This is a genomic window from Labrenzia sp. THAF187b, from assembly GCF_009363375.1.
GTDB classification, from domain to species: Bacteria; Pseudomonadota; Alphaproteobacteria; order Rhizobiales; family Stappiaceae; genus Roseibium; species Roseibium algicola.
The window spans coordinates 220,492-236,818 of the sequence record NZ_CP045345.1; the positions used below are offsets into that span (position 1 = coordinate 220,492).

The 16,327-nt window shown below is 60.0% G+C and carries 18 protein-coding genes and 1 riboswitch; of the genes, 6 read left to right on the forward strand and 12 right to left on the reverse strand.

The genetic code is table 11. The features are described 5' to 3' along the window. Positions 1-8: 8 nt before the first annotated feature. From FIV03_RS28865 to FIV03_RS28885, 5 genes are all read right to left on the reverse strand, one after another. A complete protein-coding gene (locus FIV03_RS28865; RefSeq protein WP_152512248.1) occupies positions 9-767 on the reverse strand; it encodes an ATP-binding cassette domain-containing protein in 759 nt (252 codons plus the stop codon). Then, positions 764-1,708 (reverse strand): iron chelate uptake ABC transporter family permease subunit, encoded by a 945-nt coding sequence (locus FIV03_RS28870; protein WP_152512249.1) that lies wholly within the window; start codon positions 1,706-1,708, stop codon positions 764-766. The genes FIV03_RS28865 and FIV03_RS28870 overlap by 4 nt, the downstream gene beginning before the upstream one ends. Beyond that, entirely contained in the window at positions 1,698-2,687 is a 990-nt protein-coding gene (locus FIV03_RS28875; RefSeq protein ID WP_286202344.1) for an iron chelate uptake ABC transporter family permease subunit, read from the reverse strand. The genes FIV03_RS28870 and FIV03_RS28875 overlap by 11 nt, the downstream gene beginning before the upstream one ends. Positions 2,688-2,702: 15 nt before the next feature. Then, on the reverse strand, positions 2,703-3,611 hold the full coding sequence (locus FIV03_RS28880) for a siderophore ABC transporter substrate-binding protein (RefSeq protein WP_152512250.1): 909 nt from the start codon (positions 3,609-3,611) through the stop codon (positions 2,703-2,705). Positions 3,612-3,752: 141 nt separating this feature from the next. Beyond that, positions 3,753-4,388: a TetR/AcrR family transcriptional regulator gene (locus tag FIV03_RS28885; RefSeq protein ID WP_152512251.1), complete on the reverse strand. Its 636-nt coding sequence runs from the start codon at positions 4,386-4,388 to the stop codon at positions 3,753-3,755. Between the two features lie 251 nt (positions 4,389-4,639). Between FIV03_RS28885 and FIV03_RS28890 the strand changes: the two genes are divergently transcribed. Continuing rightward, the gene (locus tag FIV03_RS28890; RefSeq protein WP_055660856.1) at positions 4,640-4,852 is read left to right on the forward strand and encodes a hypothetical protein; all 213 of its coding nucleotides are present in this window, start codon (positions 4,640-4,642) and stop codon (positions 4,850-4,852) included. Between the two features lie 49 nt (positions 4,853-4,901). Here FIV03_RS28890 and FIV03_RS28895 read toward each other — a convergent pair whose 3' ends face one another. The 5 genes from FIV03_RS28895 to FIV03_RS28915 are packed head-to-tail and all read right to left on the reverse strand — an operon-like array spanning position 4,902 to position 9,729. Next, a complete protein-coding gene (locus FIV03_RS28895; RefSeq protein WP_055660858.1) occupies positions 4,902-5,492 on the reverse strand; it encodes an ATP-binding cassette domain-containing protein in 591 nt (196 codons plus the stop codon). Continuing rightward, on the reverse strand, positions 5,486-6,286 hold the full coding sequence (locus tag FIV03_RS28900; protein ID WP_152512252.1) for an ATP-binding cassette domain-containing protein: 801 nt from the start codon (positions 6,284-6,286) through the stop codon (positions 5,486-5,488). Before FIV03_RS28900 ends, FIV03_RS28895 begins: the two co-directional genes overlap by 7 nt. Then, positions 6,283-7,137: an ABC transporter permease gene (locus FIV03_RS28905; RefSeq protein WP_353622195.1), complete on the reverse strand. Its 855-nt coding sequence runs from the start codon at positions 7,135-7,137 to the stop codon at positions 6,283-6,285. Before FIV03_RS28905 ends, FIV03_RS28900 begins: the two co-directional genes overlap by 4 nt. A gap of 5 nt (positions 7,138-7,142) precedes the next feature. Further along, positions 7,143-8,144 carry an ABC transporter permease gene (locus tag FIV03_RS28910; RefSeq protein ID WP_152512253.1) on the reverse strand — a complete coding sequence of 334 codons (1,002 nt, stop codon included), beginning with the start codon at positions 8,142-8,144 and terminating at the stop codon, positions 7,143-7,145. A gap of 4 nt (positions 8,145-8,148) precedes the next feature. Then, on the reverse strand, positions 8,149-9,729 hold the full coding sequence (locus FIV03_RS28915) for an ABC transporter substrate-binding protein (RefSeq protein ID WP_353622194.1): 1,581 nt from the start codon (positions 9,727-9,729) through the stop codon (positions 8,149-8,151). Positions 9,730-9,855: 126 nt separating this feature from the next. On the opposite strand from FIV03_RS28915, the gene nikR reads away from it, so the two are divergent. The 5 genes from nikR (at position 9,856) to nrdF (ending at position 14,529) form a co-directional block, all read left to right on the forward strand. Further along, a complete protein-coding gene (gene nikR / locus FIV03_RS28920) occupies positions 9,856-10,287 on the forward strand; it encodes a nickel-responsive transcriptional regulator NikR (RefSeq protein ID WP_055661094.1) in 432 nt (143 codons plus the stop codon). Between the two features lie 166 nt (positions 10,288-10,453). After that, a riboswitch (cobalamin riboswitch) is annotated at positions 10,454-10,661 on the forward strand. A 103-nt stretch (positions 10,662-10,764) separates the two neighbouring features. Continuing rightward, positions 10,765-10,986, forward strand: coding sequence for a glutaredoxin-like protein NrdH (gene nrdH, locus FIV03_RS28925; RefSeq protein WP_055660868.1), 222 nt, complete (start codon positions 10,765-10,767; stop codon positions 10,984-10,986). Between the two features lie 4 nt (positions 10,987-10,990). Then, complete coding sequence (gene nrdI / locus FIV03_RS28930) at positions 10,991-11,395, forward strand: class Ib ribonucleoside-diphosphate reductase assembly flavoprotein NrdI (protein ID WP_055660870.1); 405 nt, start codon at positions 10,991-10,993, stop codon at positions 11,393-11,395. After that, positions 11,377-13,527: a class 1b ribonucleoside-diphosphate reductase subunit alpha gene (gene nrdE / locus FIV03_RS28935; RefSeq protein ID WP_152512254.1), complete on the forward strand. Its 2,151-nt coding sequence runs from the start codon at positions 11,377-11,379 to the stop codon at positions 13,525-13,527. Before nrdI ends, nrdE begins: the two co-directional genes overlap by 19 nt. 12 nt (positions 13,528-13,539) lie before the next feature. Next, a complete protein-coding gene (gene nrdF, locus FIV03_RS28940; RefSeq protein WP_152512255.1) occupies positions 13,540-14,529 on the forward strand; it encodes a class 1b ribonucleoside-diphosphate reductase subunit beta in 990 nt (329 codons plus the stop codon). Between the two features lie 72 nt (positions 14,530-14,601). Here the strand turns inward: nrdF and FIV03_RS28945 are convergent, their stop codons facing one another. Then, positions 14,602-15,534, reverse strand: coding sequence for a (2Fe-2S)-binding protein (locus FIV03_RS28945; RefSeq protein ID WP_173014018.1), 933 nt, complete (start codon positions 15,532-15,534; stop codon positions 14,602-14,604). Further along, the gene (locus FIV03_RS28950) at positions 15,527-16,324 is read right to left on the reverse strand and encodes a dipeptide/oligopeptide/nickel ABC transporter ATP-binding protein (protein ID WP_152512257.1); all 798 of its coding nucleotides are present in this window, start codon (positions 16,322-16,324) and stop codon (positions 15,527-15,529) included. The genes FIV03_RS28945 and FIV03_RS28950 overlap by 8 nt, the downstream gene beginning before the upstream one ends. Positions 16,325-16,327: the final 3 nt, after the last annotated feature.

Here is a 16,327-nt window from a genome sequence, read left to right on the forward strand (position 1 = left end):
TAGCGCTTTCAAGCATGGTGAAGCGCCACCAGCTTGCCGTCCAGTTCCCGGATCGGAACATCCATGTCGTAGATAGCGGCGAGGGTGTCTTCCCGCATGAAGTCGGCAGTGGGGGCCATTGCGGCCACTTCGCCGTTCTTCAGGGCGATGATCCTGTCCGCGTAAGCCGACGCATAGTTGATTTCATGCAGGACCACGACGATGGTCTTGCCGTGTGTATCGGCAAGGCTTCTAAGCTGCCGCATCAGGTTCCTGGCGTAATGCATGTCCAGATTGTTGAGCGGCTCGTCGAGCAGCAGATAATCGGTATCCTGGGCATAGGCCATCGCCACCAGGACCCGCTGGCGCTGGCCACCGGATAGTTCATCGATGAAGCGTTTGGAAAGATCCGTCAGATCGAACATTTCAAGAGCCGCATCGACCTTTTCGCGGTCGATCTCCGCCGGCCGTCCGAGGTGATGCGGAAAGCGGCCGAAGCCGACCATCTCCTTGACGGAAATTCTGGAGGCGACGCTGGTATCCTGGCGCAGGATTGCCAGTTTTCGGGCGAGCTTCATCGCCGGGCTTTGGACGACATCCAAGTCGTCGAAGCTGATGCGTCCGGTTTGCAGCGGCAGCAGGCGTGCCATCAGCGCAAAGAGTGTGGATTTGCCGGCACCATTGGGCCCGATCAGAGCCGTGATACCGCCTTTTGCGATTTTCAAGGACACATTTTTCAGGATCGGCGCGCGGCCATGGTGGAAGCTGACATTGTCGATCTCGATCATGCCCGCACCTTTCTCAGGATCAGGAAGAGGAACACGAGGCCCCCCAGAAACTCGATCACGATGCTGAGGCTGCCGCCCATGCCGAGCACGCGTTCGAACAGGGTCTGACCGCCGACCAGCACGATGACCGCAATCAGCACCGACGCGATCAGCAGGCTGTCATGATGATGGGTCTTCAGAAGTTCATAGGTCAGAGCGCTCACCAGCAGGCCGAAAAATGCCACGGGTCCGACAAGGGCGGTCGAGGTCGCGACCAGCACGGTGACGAGCGCCAGGCCGATGAACAGTTCACGCCGGTGGTTGAGCCCCAGGCTGATCGCCTGCTCCCGGCCGAGTGCCATGACATCCAGGACATGACGCTTGCGCCAGGCCAGAACGCAACACAACAGGATGAGACCGGCCGAGATCACAAGCAGTTCGGTATCGACACGGTTGAAGCTCGCGAACATGGCACCCTGCACCACGGCAAAGGCATTCGGGTCGATCATGCGCTGCAGCAGGCTCGTCAGGCTGCGGAACAGCACGCCGAAGATTACCCCGACAAGAAGCACGCGGAAGAGATCCTGGAGACCGTTGCCGAGTAGCGTGCCGAAAAGGGCGAGCGCAGCGGCCGTGAGCAGGATGACTTCGAAAGCGAACTTCGTCTCCGGCGCCAGGGCGGCATACCCGAAACTGCCAAGCGCAAAAACCAGGCCCGTCTGGACGAGGAGATAGAGCGCGTCGAACCCCATGATGGAGGGCGTCAGGATACGGTTGCTGGTGAGCGTCTGAAACAGAACCGTCGACAGGGCGACGGCAGCTGCCACCAGCACAAGCGCGGCCAGTTTGGTGCCCCGGAACGACAGGACAAAGCCCCAGTTGCCCCGCGCGCCCAAAGTCAGATAGGCCAGGATCGCAAGCACTGCACAAGCGCCCAGGAGGAGGAGTTTCCTATCGGGCATGCGCCGGCCTTGCAAACAGCAGCCAGAGAAAGACACCGGTGCCGATGGCGCCGAAGACTGTTGCGGTCGGAATCTCGTATGGATAGCGCAGCAGCCTGCCTGCCACATCGCTGGCCAGCACCAGTGTCCCGCCGGTCAGTGCGACGAGCGGCAGGGTTCTGCGGGCATTGTCGCCATGAAAGCGGCTGACGATGTTGGGAACGACCAGGCCGACAAAGGGTAGCATGCCGACCGTAGTCACGGTGAAGGACGTGATCAGGGCAACGATGCCCAGGCCGACAATCAGCACATGGCGGTAGTTGAGCCCAAGGCCGATTGCTGCGTCCCGGCCAAGGCCTGCGATGGTGAACCTGTCGGCGTAGAGATAGGCTGCGAGCGCGACCAGGCCGGAGGCCCAGAGCAGCTCGTAGCGGCCCTGAAGAACGCCGGAAAATTCGCCGTGCATCCAGATGCCGAGATACTGGATCAGGTCGTTCTCGTAGGCGATGAACGTGGTGATGGCGGCAATGACGCCGCCATAGATGATCCCGGTCAAGGGCATCAGCAAGGGCTGGGCTGGCGGCAGTTTCTGCACAAGAGCCAAGAATATGGCCGTGCCGCCGAACGCAGCACAGCATGAGATGGCCATCTTCAGGAAGACCGACCCTGACGGCATCAGAAGCGTCACGATCAGAAGTCCGAGGGCCGCGCACTCACCTGTGCCCGCGGTTGCCGGTTCGACAAACCGGTTCCGTGCCAGCATTTGCATGATGACACCCGCCACGGCCAGAGATGCGCCGGACAGAATCGCCGCGCAAGTTCGTGGCACACGACTGATCAGAAAGAGTTCAAGACCTTCCTTGCTCTGAAGCAGCTCCACAATCCCGAGATCAGCAGCCCCGATGGCAAGACTTGCCAGGCTGAGAGCTGTCAGCAGGCCGACCACCGCGCAGAACCAGATCTGCGCGGAGGAGGGGAAACGTCGGACGTTTAGGCGCAAGGAACCTTCTACCGATCAATTGGCCTTGGAAAACGCTGCCGACAGATCGGACAGGGTTCCAAGCACGGACTGATAACCACCGGCGGAAATGTAGATCCTGGCGGCGTCCAGATAGACGACCTGACCATTTTTCCAGGCCGTCGTCTCCGCGACCAGCTTGTTGTTCAGGGTTTCCCGGGCAGAAGCACCGTCTGCGCCAACGGCTGCCGCCCGGTCGATGACCAGCAGCCAGTCAGGATTGACGTCACGGATAAACTCGAAGGAGACCCCCTCGCCGTGGGTAGAGTCCTCGATCTCAACCACAGCCGGGGCGATCCCGAGTTCCGTGTGTAACCAGCCGAAGCGCGAACCCGGCCCGTAGACACTGATCTTGGGGCCGTTGGTCAAAACGATCAGGGCCTTGCCCGCTGCTGCCCCTTGCTGCTTGAAGGCGTCAATCGCGTTCGCCAGATCCTGGTCCAGCTTGCCGGCTTCTTCAGACTTGCCGAAAAGTGTGCCGTAGGCGAACAGTCGCGCACGTGCCTGGTCCAGGAGGCCGTCGCCCCAGATGGTCATGTCGATTGTTGGGGCAAGGGTGGAGAGGGCTTCAACCTGGGACGAAGACCGTCCGCCTGCAATGATCAGGTCCGGCTGCAGCGCATTGATCGCCTCGAAATCCGGTTCGAACAGGGTCCCGACCGGCTCGGCCGCTTCGGCAACACCTTCAAGATAGTCGACGTAGAGATTTGCCGGAGCACCGGCGATCTCGACACCCAGGGCAGAGAGCGTGTCGATCGCCGCGATGTCGAAAACGGCGATCTTGGCCGGTTGCGACGGGACCTCGGCCGGACCGCTCGCCGTTTCGATGGAAATCGTGTCGGCCAGGCTTGCCTGCGTACCGAGCGCAGCCGCAAAGGCGAGCGCCACCCAGTGGAAATTGCGCATGATGCGTCTCCAGATGTGGACGCCTGGCTATTCCCCTGAAATGGCTGAGCGTATTGAAATTGAATGTGCGGCAGGACCAATCGATCCAAGCGCCTTCGGCTGGTTCGTCATGCCAAATGCCGACATGGAATTCAACTGTTCTCAGGTGTCAATTGATCTTTTAAGGCTCGACAGGTAGGCCTTGACCCCGGCAACGAGGAACGCACGGACGGCATTTACCATTGCGCCATTGTCTTCGCCCGCAGCCATTGCTTCCATGGCGTCGACAGATGTCGTGAACATCAGGCCGATCAGCATCTTCGGATGCAGGGTGTCCCTGTCGAGTTCTGGGACCGTCGTGGCGAGCATGTCAAACAGTTTGGATATACCTGCCGCGCTGTAATCCTGCGCATTGATCAGGACGCTCTCCTGTTCGGAAGAGGCCCGCTGGATCAGATAGATGAACGGGTCTCTCTGTCCGGTTTTCGCATTGAAGCCAAGATTGACCAAAGCATCGAAATAAGCGCCGGTGAGGTCCTCGATACCCGGAGGAGAGCCGTTGCGTTCGCTTTTCACCGCTTCGAGGCGCGCCAGAAGTTCGGCATCCAATTGCTGAAAGCGGCTCTTCAGAAGTTCCAAAAGCAGGTCGCTTTTACTTCCGAAATAATAGTTCACCGAGGCAACATTTGCCCCCGAGGCGTCTGTGATCTCGCGTACGGAAGTGGCTGCAATGCCTTTTTCTGCCATCAGGCGTTCCGCATTCAACAATAGGCGCTGGCGTGTCGGTTCCGGCCCCATACTCCCTCCTCGGTTGATGTGAAGTATGTAGCCCGAATGTCAGGAGAGTTCAAACGCTGTTTGAAAAAGAGGGCCTGTTTCCTTTCACGTTTCAGGACGGTCAACAAAGCGTCCGCATTGCCGGCGTCTGATTGCTAGCCGTCTTCGCAGATGAAACGAATGACCGATTAGGGCCGAAAGCACCAACGCATGTCGTTGCCCCGCAGACCGGGACGATGCACGCCCACGGAAATGGACACGGTCATTCCCACATGGACGCACGTGCCCTGGTGCATGAGCGCGACCTCGAGGCGCAGCTCAAGCCCGGCCACTTCTCGACCTTGCAGACGATCCTCTTCGGACTCTCCGGTGGCCTTGTTCCGTACCTCTCCGCGATTACGGTTTTGTTGTCCTGTCTACAGATCAAGAAAGTGGCGATCAGACTCGTGATGATTTTCACGAGCTTTTCGCACTCCCACGCCTGAACACACTGCGGGAAGATCCTTTCCGGGCGGCTCCCCAGACCAATTTGTCTCAGATTGTGACAACCCTCGTCGCGATGCGCTCAAGCAGTGCCCGATCGTGGCTGATTGCCAGAATGCCGAGGCCCTGCCGCACGCGCTTGAGAAGGAACTGCCAGATTTCCACCTGGGCGACCGGATCAAGCATGGACGTGATTTCGTCGGCGATCAGGTAGCGTAAGCCGGGAGCCAAGGCGCGAAGAAGAGCGACCCGTTGCAGCTCACCGCCGGAAACCTCGTGCGGATAGCGAGCATACCAACTGTCATCGATACCGAGCTCCGTGCGGGTGACTTCATCAGGCGACCACCCTTCCGCGATAATCCTGGAAATGCGCCAGCGGGGATCTGTCGCGAAGATCGGCGATTGGTGCAGATACTGGACAGGATGGAACTGTCCATTTGAGCCTGCTCTGTCGTCTATTGTGATAGTCCCACTTGTTGGCTCCAGATGCCCGGCGAGCAGCCTTCCGAGTGTCGACTTGCCCCGCCCTGAAGGGCCGGACAATCCGACGATTTCACCAGGATGGATGGAGAGGGCAACGTCACGCAAAACATAGGGCGCTCTTGCGCCATAGCGGAAACTGAGGCGATTTGCGGTCAGCATTTCGCCTCCGTAGCGCTGAACGCGTTTTGGGGCAATGCCAACCACAAGGCCCGCGCGAACGGTGACCGGAGGGCCGCGCCGCCACCCACGAAATCCGAAGCGGTTTCGATGGAAACGAGGCGACCGCCTTTCATGACAGCGACACGGTTCGCGAACGGAAGCGCTTCGGCAAAGCTGTGAGTGATCAGGAGAACAGCTTTTCCGGCATCTGCCTGATTGCGCAGGTGGGCCAGGACATTTGCACAGTTCGCGGGATCCAGTCCGCTTGTCGGTTCGTCGGCGACGACCAGATCCGGATCGCCTACCGTCGCGATGGCCATCATCATGCGCCGGGCAATTCCACCGGAAAGCTGATGCGGAAACGCGTTTGCCGCCACCTCATCGAGGCCGTAGCGCACAAGCAGGGTGTCGATGCTCCCGCTGTCGAGTTGACGGCCGGCGCGCTGACCTGCCCAGGCGATCTGCTTGCGGCACCGGGTCATCGGATCGAGATGGCTGAGCGACTGCGGCACCAGGACTATCCGCGCTCCGCAATACCTCTGTCTGAGCGCAGCATCTAGCTTGGTTCCCTCGATCCGGATGTTGCCTCCCACGACCGCGTTGGTGGGCAATATGCCGAAGATTGCGTGCGCAAGAAGGCTCTTCCCCCCACCGGATGCTCCGATCAGCGCAACAATCTCACCCCGTTCGACCCCGAAGCTCAAGCCGTCGAGTATGCGAAGTTCCCGCTGACGAATGAGGCCGTCGTAGCGGGTGAAACCGACCGATACCTGATCGAGACGAAGAAAGCTCATCGGTGCGCCTGCCTTGGATCCAGCAACAGGCGCAGCCCGTTGCCGATCGCATCGAAACAAAGGACGAGTAGCAAGAGGCTGAGGCCTGGATAGAGACCAAGCCACCAATTGCCGGCCGTCAGGTAGCGCATTGAATCCGCCAGCAACACGCCGATGGCCGGTTTGGTCGGTTCAAGGCCGAAACCGATGAACGTCAAGCCCGCCTCATGCAAGATGGCGTGGGGAAACAGAAGCACCAGGCCGACAAGCAGTTGGGGCAACAGGTGGGGCAGGAAATGATGACGTCCGATAAACCACCACGATTTACCCAACCGCCGGGAGACGACGATGAAATCGGCATGCCGAAGCTGAAGGATCTCGGCCCGGAGGACACGCGTCAGCCTTGGCCAGTGTGTTGTCGCCACGGCGACGATCACCGCATGGGTGCCACCGCCAAGGGCAAAGGAGATAAGGATCAGCAGCACCAGGTGGGGCAGGCCCATGGTTGCATCCACGAGGAAAGACACGAGCATGTCGGCCCAGCGGCCGCACGTCGTCGCAAACACCGAAAGGCCGAGCGCGATAAAGGCCGACAGCGTTGCCGCAATCAGGCCGACCCACAGGCTCACATTCAGGCCGTGTACGGTTCGGGCGAACATATCGTGTCCGAACTGGTCGGTCCCGAACCAGTGCGCCCAGGACGGAGCGGCAAGTCTTGCGGAAAAGTCGGGGGAGATGCCGAAGTCGCCGAAGACAATTGCCCCGGCAACGACAAAGGCTATGCCAGCAGCGCCGATCCCCGTGGCGGCAAGCGTGAGGATGCGCTTGTTCATGCGCATACGCGGAGAAGAGCTGGACGTTGTCTCGAGCACTTGAGTCAAGGCCTGACCTCCATGTCGGGAGTCGCACCGATGCGGGGATCGACGACATGGTAGAGGATGTCGGCGATCGTGTTGCCGACGGAGACGAACAACGTCAGGCAGAGCGCAACGGCCAGAAGCAGGGGGACATCGCCCGAGACACCCGCCTGCACAGCGGCGCGCCCCAGCCCGGGATAGGCAAAAACCTGCTCGGCCAGCACCGATCCGCCAAAGAGTTCACCGAGCGACGCAAAGAGCACCGTTATCGCCGGCAGTGCAGCATTGCGCGCGCCATGCCTGATCGCAACGTCGGCGAGAGATGCGCCCTGGGCCCGGGCATAGAGCGCGAAATCCGACTGCATGATCTCGATCACTTTCGCGCGGGTGTGAAGGGTGATCTGGGCCACGCCGAGCACCATCAGCGTGACCAGCGGAAGAATGAGATGATGCAAGCGTTCCAGAAGCGTCACGTCTTCAGGCAGAACTCCGATTGGGGCGGCACAGCACACAGGTGTCCAGGAGAGGCCGACCGAAAAAACCACCAGCAGGACGATCGCCAGCCAGAATGTGGGGGTCGATGCGAGGATGTAGGCATAGGTGCGAATGATGCGGTCAAACCACGTGTCTGCCATTGCACCTGCGGTAACACCGAGCGCGAAGCCGAGAAGGCCCGACAGCAACCAGGCCATTCCCATGAGCGGCAGGGATGCCTGCACACGCTTTGCAAGCACCTCCGCAACCGGCGCGTTATACGTCATGGAGGTGCCCAGGTCGCCCTGGGCGATGTTGCCGAGCCATTTGACGAACTGGGTGAGGGGGGGCTGATCCAGTCCCCATTTCTGCGCGATGAGATCGCGTTGTTCTGGCCCGACCTTGGAGATCGCCGGGCCAAGATAAGCCTGGACCGGATCGACAGGCGACATCTTCGCCAGCGCGAATGCTACGACCGCAACGGCGGCCAGCAACAATGCCAGCCGCACGATGCGGATTACCACGAGGATCGGCCAGTTGTTCGTCATGAGATCAGTCGCAGGTCCATGTCCAGTGCTGAATCAGGGACGTGATCGGCCAGCCGTGGCCGTGAGGTTCGATCTGGGTCGGGCCGAGGTCTATGCACTCGTTGACATAGTAGATGTGGTCGAGATTGACGAGCCAAGCCCAGCCGGCCAGGCCCTTGCCTGAATAACCGGCTTTCCCATCCCATTCGGCGGCCTGCCAATGCGGATAGGAGGCTTCAAGGCTCTCGGATGCCTGCGCCGATGCGAAGTGCTCGTCGACCTCCGGGTTGGAGAAGAAACCGGGATTGTAATAGCCCCGACCACCCACCGAGCTCTGGTATAGGCTGTACACCTCCTGGGGGCTGTGGCTGCCCCAACCGAAGAGAACCGGGTTGGCGTGCATCTGGCGCTCGATGTCATCCCAGCTCTTGCCTTGCGGCACCGCTTCGATGCCGATGGCTTTCAGCTGTTCTGCGGTCGTAACGACGATGGCCTGCCGGGTGCTGTCGGAGGCCGGGAAGATGAGCGGGAAACTGGCACGAATTCCATCCTTGCTGCGGATGCCGTCGGAGCCGACCGCCCAGCCTGCACCGTCGAGAAGTGCCTGGGCGGCCTGCGGATCGAAGCTTAAGGCCGCTTCGGGGTTTGACCATGGCAAACCATCAGCTGGACCGTAGGCGGGCGTCCCGTGACCCAAAAGGGCGACTTCCACGATCTGCTCCCGGTCGACTCCAAGATTGATTGCCTGCCTTATTACCAGGTCGGACGTCACGTCATTGCCGATCGGATTGCCGGCAGGCGTAGTTTTGCCTTCGTCAGGCAGCATTGGAAAGCTCATGCCGCGATTGTCGACGGAGTCCACGGCGATCTGCTTGAACCCGGCGGGCGGCGCATCGGCCGCAGTCGCCGGAACCGACACAACGTCAACCTGGCCGGCATGGGCGGCGGCAAGACTGGTGTCCTCACTCGTAAACAGGAACGTGATCCGCTCGAAGGGCGACTGCTTTCCGAAGTAGTAGGGGTTCTTCTTGACGATGAGCTGCTCGCCTTCGGTCCACGACACCATCTGGTAAGGGCCCGAACCGACAGGTTTGCGGGCGTATTCCGGCCCGTAGCTGTCCGCCGGGACGATACCGAGCGTGAACAGGAAACCTGAAAAGGCGATCCAGGGCTGGGACAGCGTGATTTTCACGGTCGTGTCGTCAATTGCTTTTGCCAGCTCTAGGACACCGAGATCGAGCTCACCGCCCGCGGTTTTCGCGTGGTTGAAGGTGAAGGCCACGTCTCTTGCCGTCAAAGGGCTGCCGTCCGAGAACTTGGCATCCGGACGAAGCTCTATGGTCCAGGTCAACCGGTCTTCGGACAAATACAAGTTCTTCGCAAGCTCGGGCTGGGTGCGCATTTGCGCGTCGCGCGTCAGCAGGGTCGACTGGAATAGAGGATGTCCGTAGCGGCCCCATCCGAGAAGCGGATCATAGCCTTCATCCGGCTCGCCGCCGATGGCAAGCACGATCTCGGATTTAGGGGCAGCCAGTGCGGTCGTGGAAATCCCGAGGCAAAGGAAGAACGCGATGAGGCTCAATGTTCCGGAGATTGGCATTGTCATGAAATCGCTCCTAATATCCTGCCGGACGAGTCAGGCGGACCGTGGCTGTCGCCGCTGTCGGCAGACACTATGAGTCAAAAAGTATGATGTCTATAGAAAAACATCATACTCATTCGAGGTATGGCAATGCAGCGTGTAACGATCACTCTGGACGATGATCTGATGGATGAGTTGGACAAGCTGATTGAGGAGCGGGGATATCAGAACAGGTCTGAAGCAATCCGGGACCTGGCACGCGCAGGGCTCGGACAGGCAGCGCGAACGTCCGACACCCGTCAGCCTTGCTTTGGTGTGCTCAGCTATGTCTACGACCATGCTTCACGGGATCTGGCGCGGCGTCTGACCAGCACGTTTCACAATCATCACGACCTGACGGTTGCCAGCATGCATGTGCACCTAGATCACGACAACTGTCTGGAAATCGGGGTTCTCAAAGGGCCAACCTCCGAAGTGCAGCACTTCGCAGAGCACGTCATCGCTGAGCGTTCGGTTAGGCATGGAACTCTACAAATCGTACCCCAGGTTGAGAAAAACACCCTGGAAGAGGCGTCTGACTGAAGGCAATGCGCTAATCTCTTGGCAGGCTTTCCATTGGTGTAAGTTCTACAGGCCGTCTGCGTCTCGACACGACGCTGGAGTAGTGAAGTTCAGACCTCAAGCCAATTTTCCCCACCCAAATTATCAGCTTTTGGCGCTTCATGTTGACTTAAAATTTGCGACCCATACTGTATCTAGTGTTCAGGGTCTGGCGATTCTTTTGAATTGCCGGCTAAGAGGGAAGCCGGTGCGCTCTACCAAAGGCAAATCCGGCGCTGCCCCCGCAACTGTGAACGGCGAGCCGTTGTCCATAAACCACTGGGATTCCCCGGGAAGGCGGATGACATGGCCTCGACCCGTGAGCCAGGAGACCTGCCTTGAGCGAAAAACGTCAGCGGACGGCGGGTCCGGGCGACGCTTGAAGGCATGTGCCTCCCACATGTTCTCTCGTGCCTCCATCCGTCCACAATCTGGAAACATCTTCGGGGTGCAAGAGACATGACCGTCACCGTTTACAGCAAGCCTGCCTGCGTTCAGTGCAACGCCACCTATCGCGCCCTCGATCAGCGCGGCGTCGAATATGTGGTCATCGATCTGAGTGAAGACTCGAATGCCTTCGAGCACGTGCAGTCGCTCGGCTACAAGCAGGTGCCGGTCGTTGAAGTCAGCGGTGATCATTGGGCCGGGTTCCGTCCGGACAAGATCGCAGCCCTGAGCTAGGTCCTTGACACGGCTCGTTTACTTTTCGAGCGCTTCGGGAAACACACATCGGTTCATCGAAAAACTTGGAAACCCGGCACTCCGCATCCCGCGGAACAGGTCGGAAACGCTTCCTGTTGTCCATGCCCCCTTTCTCCTGATCCTGCCGACCTTTTCGGATGGAGAGGGGCGGGGCGCTGTGCCCGGTCAGGTGATCCGGTTCCTGAACGATGCCGCCAACCGATCCTTCCTGAAAGGCGTCATTGCCTCCGGCAATCGCAATTTCGGGGCGTATTTTGCCTATTCCGGAGATGTCGTGTCGAAGAAATGCGGCGTTCCGCTGCTCTACCGTTTCGAGCTTGCCGGAACCGAAACCGACCTCCACCGCGTCCAACACGGGATGACAGAATTTTGGAAACGACAGTCCTAGACCGCCCTGCAGCACCGGCGGCAAACCTCGACTATCATGCGCTCAATGCAATGCTGAACCTATACGACACGGACGGCAAAATTCAGTTCGACGCCGACCGTCAGGCGGCTCGGCAGTATTTCCTCCAGCACGTCAACCAGAATACGGTTTTCTTCCATTCGCTGGAGGAAAAACTCGGCTATCTGGTGCGCGAGGGCTACTATGAAAACGAGGTGCTGGAACAATACGACACGGTCTTCGTCAAGGCGATCTTCGAAGCTGCCTATGCCCGCAAGTTCCGCTTCCCAGCGTTTCTCGGTGCTTTCAAGTATTACACCAGCTACACGCTGAAGACCTTCGACGGAAAACGTTACCTGGAGCGTTTCGAGGACCGGGTGGTGATGGTTTCGCTGACCCTGGCTGCCGGCGACGAGGATCTCGCCATGCGGCTGATGGACGAGATCATTTCTGGCCGGTTCCAGCCGGCAACGCCGACCTTCCTCAACGCGGGCAAGAAACAGCGCGGCGAGTTGATCTCCTGCTTCCTGCTGCGTCTTGAAGACAACATGGAATCCATCGGACGCGGCATTAATTCCGCACTCCAGCTTTCCAAGCGCGGTGGCGGTGTTGCTTTGCTGCTCACCAACATTCGCGAGGCGGGCGCGCCCATCAAGGGGATCGAGAACCAGTCTTCCGGTGTCATTCCGGTGATGAAGCTTCTGGAGGACAGTTTCTCCTACGCCAACCAGCTTGGCGCACGCCAGGGCGCGGGCGCTGTCTACCTTAACGCCCATCACCCGGACATCCTGCGCTTCCTTGATACCAAGCGCGAGAACGCAGATGAGAAGATCCGCATCAAGACCCTGTCCCTTGGCGTCGTGATCCCGGACATCACCTTCGAACTCGCGAAGGAAGATGACGACATGTATCTGTTCTCGCCCCACGATGTGGAACGGGTCTACGAGATGCCGTTCTCGCAGGTTTCGGTCACGGAAAAATACCGCGAGATGGTCGACAACCCACGCATCCGCAAGAAGAAGATCCGGGCGCGCAGTTTCTTCCAGACGATCGCGGAGATCCAGTTCGAGAGTGGTTACCCTTACGTCCTGTTCGAGGATACCGCCAACCGGGCCAATCCGGTCGACGGCCGCATCAACATGTCGAACCTCTGCTCGGAGATCCTCCAGGTCAACGAGGCATCCGAGTTCAACGAGGACCTCTCCTACAGCCACCTCGGCACGGACATTTCCTGCAATCTCGGGTCGCTGAACATCGCAAAGGCGATGGACGGAGGCGATCTCGGCGCGACGGTGGAAACCGCCGTCCGGGCCCTGACAGCTGTCTCCGACATGAGCGCCATCGACAGCGTGCCGTCTGTGCGCCGGGGCAATGACGAAAGCCACGCCATCGGTCTCGGACAGATGAACCTTCACGGTTATCTCGCCCGTGAACGCATCCACTACGGTTCGGAGGAGGGTGTCGATTTCACAAGCATGTATTTCTGCGCGGTCGCCTATCACTGCGTCCGGGCCTCCAATGCCCTGGCGCGCGAACGCGGCAGAAGCTTCAAGGGCTTCGAGAAGAGCAGATACGCCGACGGTTCCTTCTTCGACAAATACACCGAGCGCGAGTGGGAACCGAAAACCGGTCGGGTGCAGGAACTCTTTGAGAAAGCTGGCATCGATCTTCCGACCCAGGCGGACTGGCTGGCGCTGAAGGAAGCTGTCATGGCGCACGGGCTTTATAACCGGAACCTCCAGGCCGTTCCGCCAACCGGCTCGATCAGCTACATCAACAACGCCACATCCTCGATCCACCCCATCGTCTCGAAGATCGAGATCCGCAAGGAGGGAAAAATCGGCAGGGTCTATTATCCGGCTGCCTACATGACCAACGATAATCTCGACTATTACCGGGATGCCTACGAGATCGGTCCCGAGAAGATCATCGATACTTACGCGGCCGCGACCGAGCATGTCGACCAAGGCCTGTCCCTGACGCTTTTCTTCCGCGACAGCGCGACGACGCGGGACGTCAATCGCGCCCAGATCTATGCCTGGAAGAAGGGTATCAAGACCATCTACTACATCCGCCTGCGCCAGATGGCCCTTGAGGGCACGGAAGTGCAGGGCTGCGTGTCCTGCTCACTTTAGGGAACCTTGATCATGACCATTCACACCCCCGTATCGGGCCAAGCGCACAAGGTGCCCAAGGCGGTTAACTGGAACCGGCTTCAAGACGACAAGGATCTGGAAATCTGGAACCGCCTGACGGTCAATTTCTGGTTGCCGGAAAAGGTTCCGCTTTCCAACGACATCCAGAGCTGGGCAACGCTCCACGAGGACGAGCAGCAGCTGACCATCCGGGTCTTCACCGGCCTGACCCTGCTCGACACGATCCAGAACACGGTCGGCGCACCTGCACTGATGGTAGATGCGCTGACACCGCACGAGGAAGCGGTCCTCACCAACATCGCCTTCATGGAGGCGGTGCATGCGCGCAGCTATTCTTCCGTTTTCTCGACGCTCTGCCGCACGGCTGATGTCGACGAGGCCTTTCGCTGGTCGGAGGAGAACGAGTTCCTTCAGGCAAAATCCCGCCTGATCCTGGATGAGTACGACACGGTTTCCTCGCCGCTGAAGAAGAAGATCGCCAGCGTCTTCCTGGAGAGCTTCCTGTTTTATTCAGGCTTCTATCTGCCCATGCACTGGTCGAGCCGGGCAAAGCTCACCAACACGGCCGATCTTATCCGCCTGATCATCCGCGACGAAGCCGTGCACGGCTATTACATCGGCTACAAGTTCCAGCGCATGCTGGAACGGCTGCCGGAGGCCGAGCGGCAGGAAGTCAAGGACTTCGCCTTCGCGCTGATGTTCGATCTCTATGAGATCGAGAGCCGATACACCGAAAGCCTCTACGACGGCGTCGGGCTGACGGAAGATGTGAAGCACTTCCTGCACTACAACGCCAACAAGGCGCTCATGAATCTCGGCTACGAACCGCTTTTTCCGGACAGCGTCTGCCAGGTGAACCCTGCGATCATGGCGTCCCTGTCACCGAACGCGGACGAGAACCACGACTTCTTCTCCGGCTCCGGTTCGTCCTACGTCATCGGCAAGGCGGTCGCGACGGAAGACGAGGACTGGGATTTCTGATGGGGTTCCGGCCAGATGGCCGTCGAGCGGGTTTTCCCGGTCAGTCAACGGCTTTTGAGCGGTCGAAACCTGTTAGCTCTCCAGGTCGCAGCGCCCATGCGGCGTGACGAGATTGTCTGTCGGACGGGCGAGGAGGCGTGTGCTCCAGGTGTCGAGGAGTTCCGGCTTGCTGCGGAGCGGGCACCCGCCGCAGTATCCCTTGCCAGGCACCCGATAGACGAGGCAGCAGGTGCCCCGCCGGAACGTCACCCCCTCCCGGTCACCAAGCTGCTTGTAATGCATGTCGCCTGATCTGCCCTGTCCTGCAATCAGGTCAGCGGTTCGTTCGAAGAACTCCACGGCAATTCGGGCAGTCGTCTGCCACGGCACGGCGCTCTGGGCATCTATGAAGGTCAGCGCCATGCCGATCTGCGAGGCGACGGAACCCCTGGCGAGCGGCAATCCCATTTTCCGTGATTGGCGCAGGCGCTCCGTCATGGGCAGGAGATGGCCGTCGAGCAGAACCCTGATGGCGGCATCCGTAAGGTCCGTCACAGTAACGGTCTCAGCGTCCCGCGTGATGTCGCCGGGAAGAGCGTAGACACGAGGCGTTTTCATTGCCACGTCCTGGGGCCGTCCGATGCCGTTGAAGCGGAGAACGAGATTGGATGCGGTGACGTCCGGGATCCTGCCGTGCAGCACCCAGGCCGCCAGCATGGGTGCAGCAACCCTGTAGACATATGTCTGAAGAAACAGAACCGATGCGACCCTGTCCTCGTCGCTGCCGACATCGCGCCCGCGGTCGGCAATGCCGCGCGCGATGTCCGCGTCGGTGAGGTTGTCAGCCGCCAGGACATCCGGCCCGGCAAGACCGGAGTGCAATAACGGGAAGCGCTCGCCGATCTGTCCCGCGATCTCCAGTGTTCCGGCAAGGGTATCCGGACGGTCCGGCCAGTCGAGCGGTGTCTCGCCGAGAGACATCTCCGCGACCGGCACAATGGTGAATTCCGAAAGTGCATCACTCATGTCTTGCGGCTCCGTCTGTGATCGCGGTGTCGGTGGGCGGCGTTGTGAAGGCAAGCGGAAGCACATCGGCCAGAAGCGATCTGGTGCGGGCGTCGCTCGCACGGTCCAGGACGTCCTCCACCGTTCCGCTCTGGACGATCCGCCCCTTGTCCAGAACGATGACCCGCTGACAGATGTCGCGGACCACCGCGAAATCATGGGTGATCAGCAGATAGCTGATGCCGGTCCGCTCGTGCAGGTCGCTGAGGATCCGCAGGACCCTTGCTTGGACGGACACATCGAGCGCCGAAAGCGGCTCATCAAGGACGAGGAGTTTCGGCTCCGGCGCCAGGGCGCGGGCGATACAGATGCGCTGGCACTGGCCAGTGCTGAGTTCGTGCGGATAGCGCGCCAGCAGATCGCCCGTCAGCGAGACCTGCGCCAGGAGCGCCTCGAGCCGTGCTGTCCGCGCCCCACGGGGGCTTGAGCCGAACCAGTTGTCGAGCGGTTCGGAAAGGATTCGCCGTACCGTCCAACGCGGGTTCAGACTGGACCGGGGATCCTGGAAGACGGTCTGGATCTCGCGCCGCGCGAGGCGGCGGACCTCTCGTGCGGCAAGCGGCTGACCGTTCCAGGAGATTGTTCCCCGGTCCGGCCGGGAAAGCCCGAGAATGCATCTTGCGATCGTGCTCTTGCCCGAACCGGAAACCCCCACGAGCCCGACGATCTCGCCGGCAGAGACTTCGAATGACACATCCGTTACAGCCTGCTGGCTTTTGAACGATTTGGCGACGCCTTCAAGCAACAACATGCT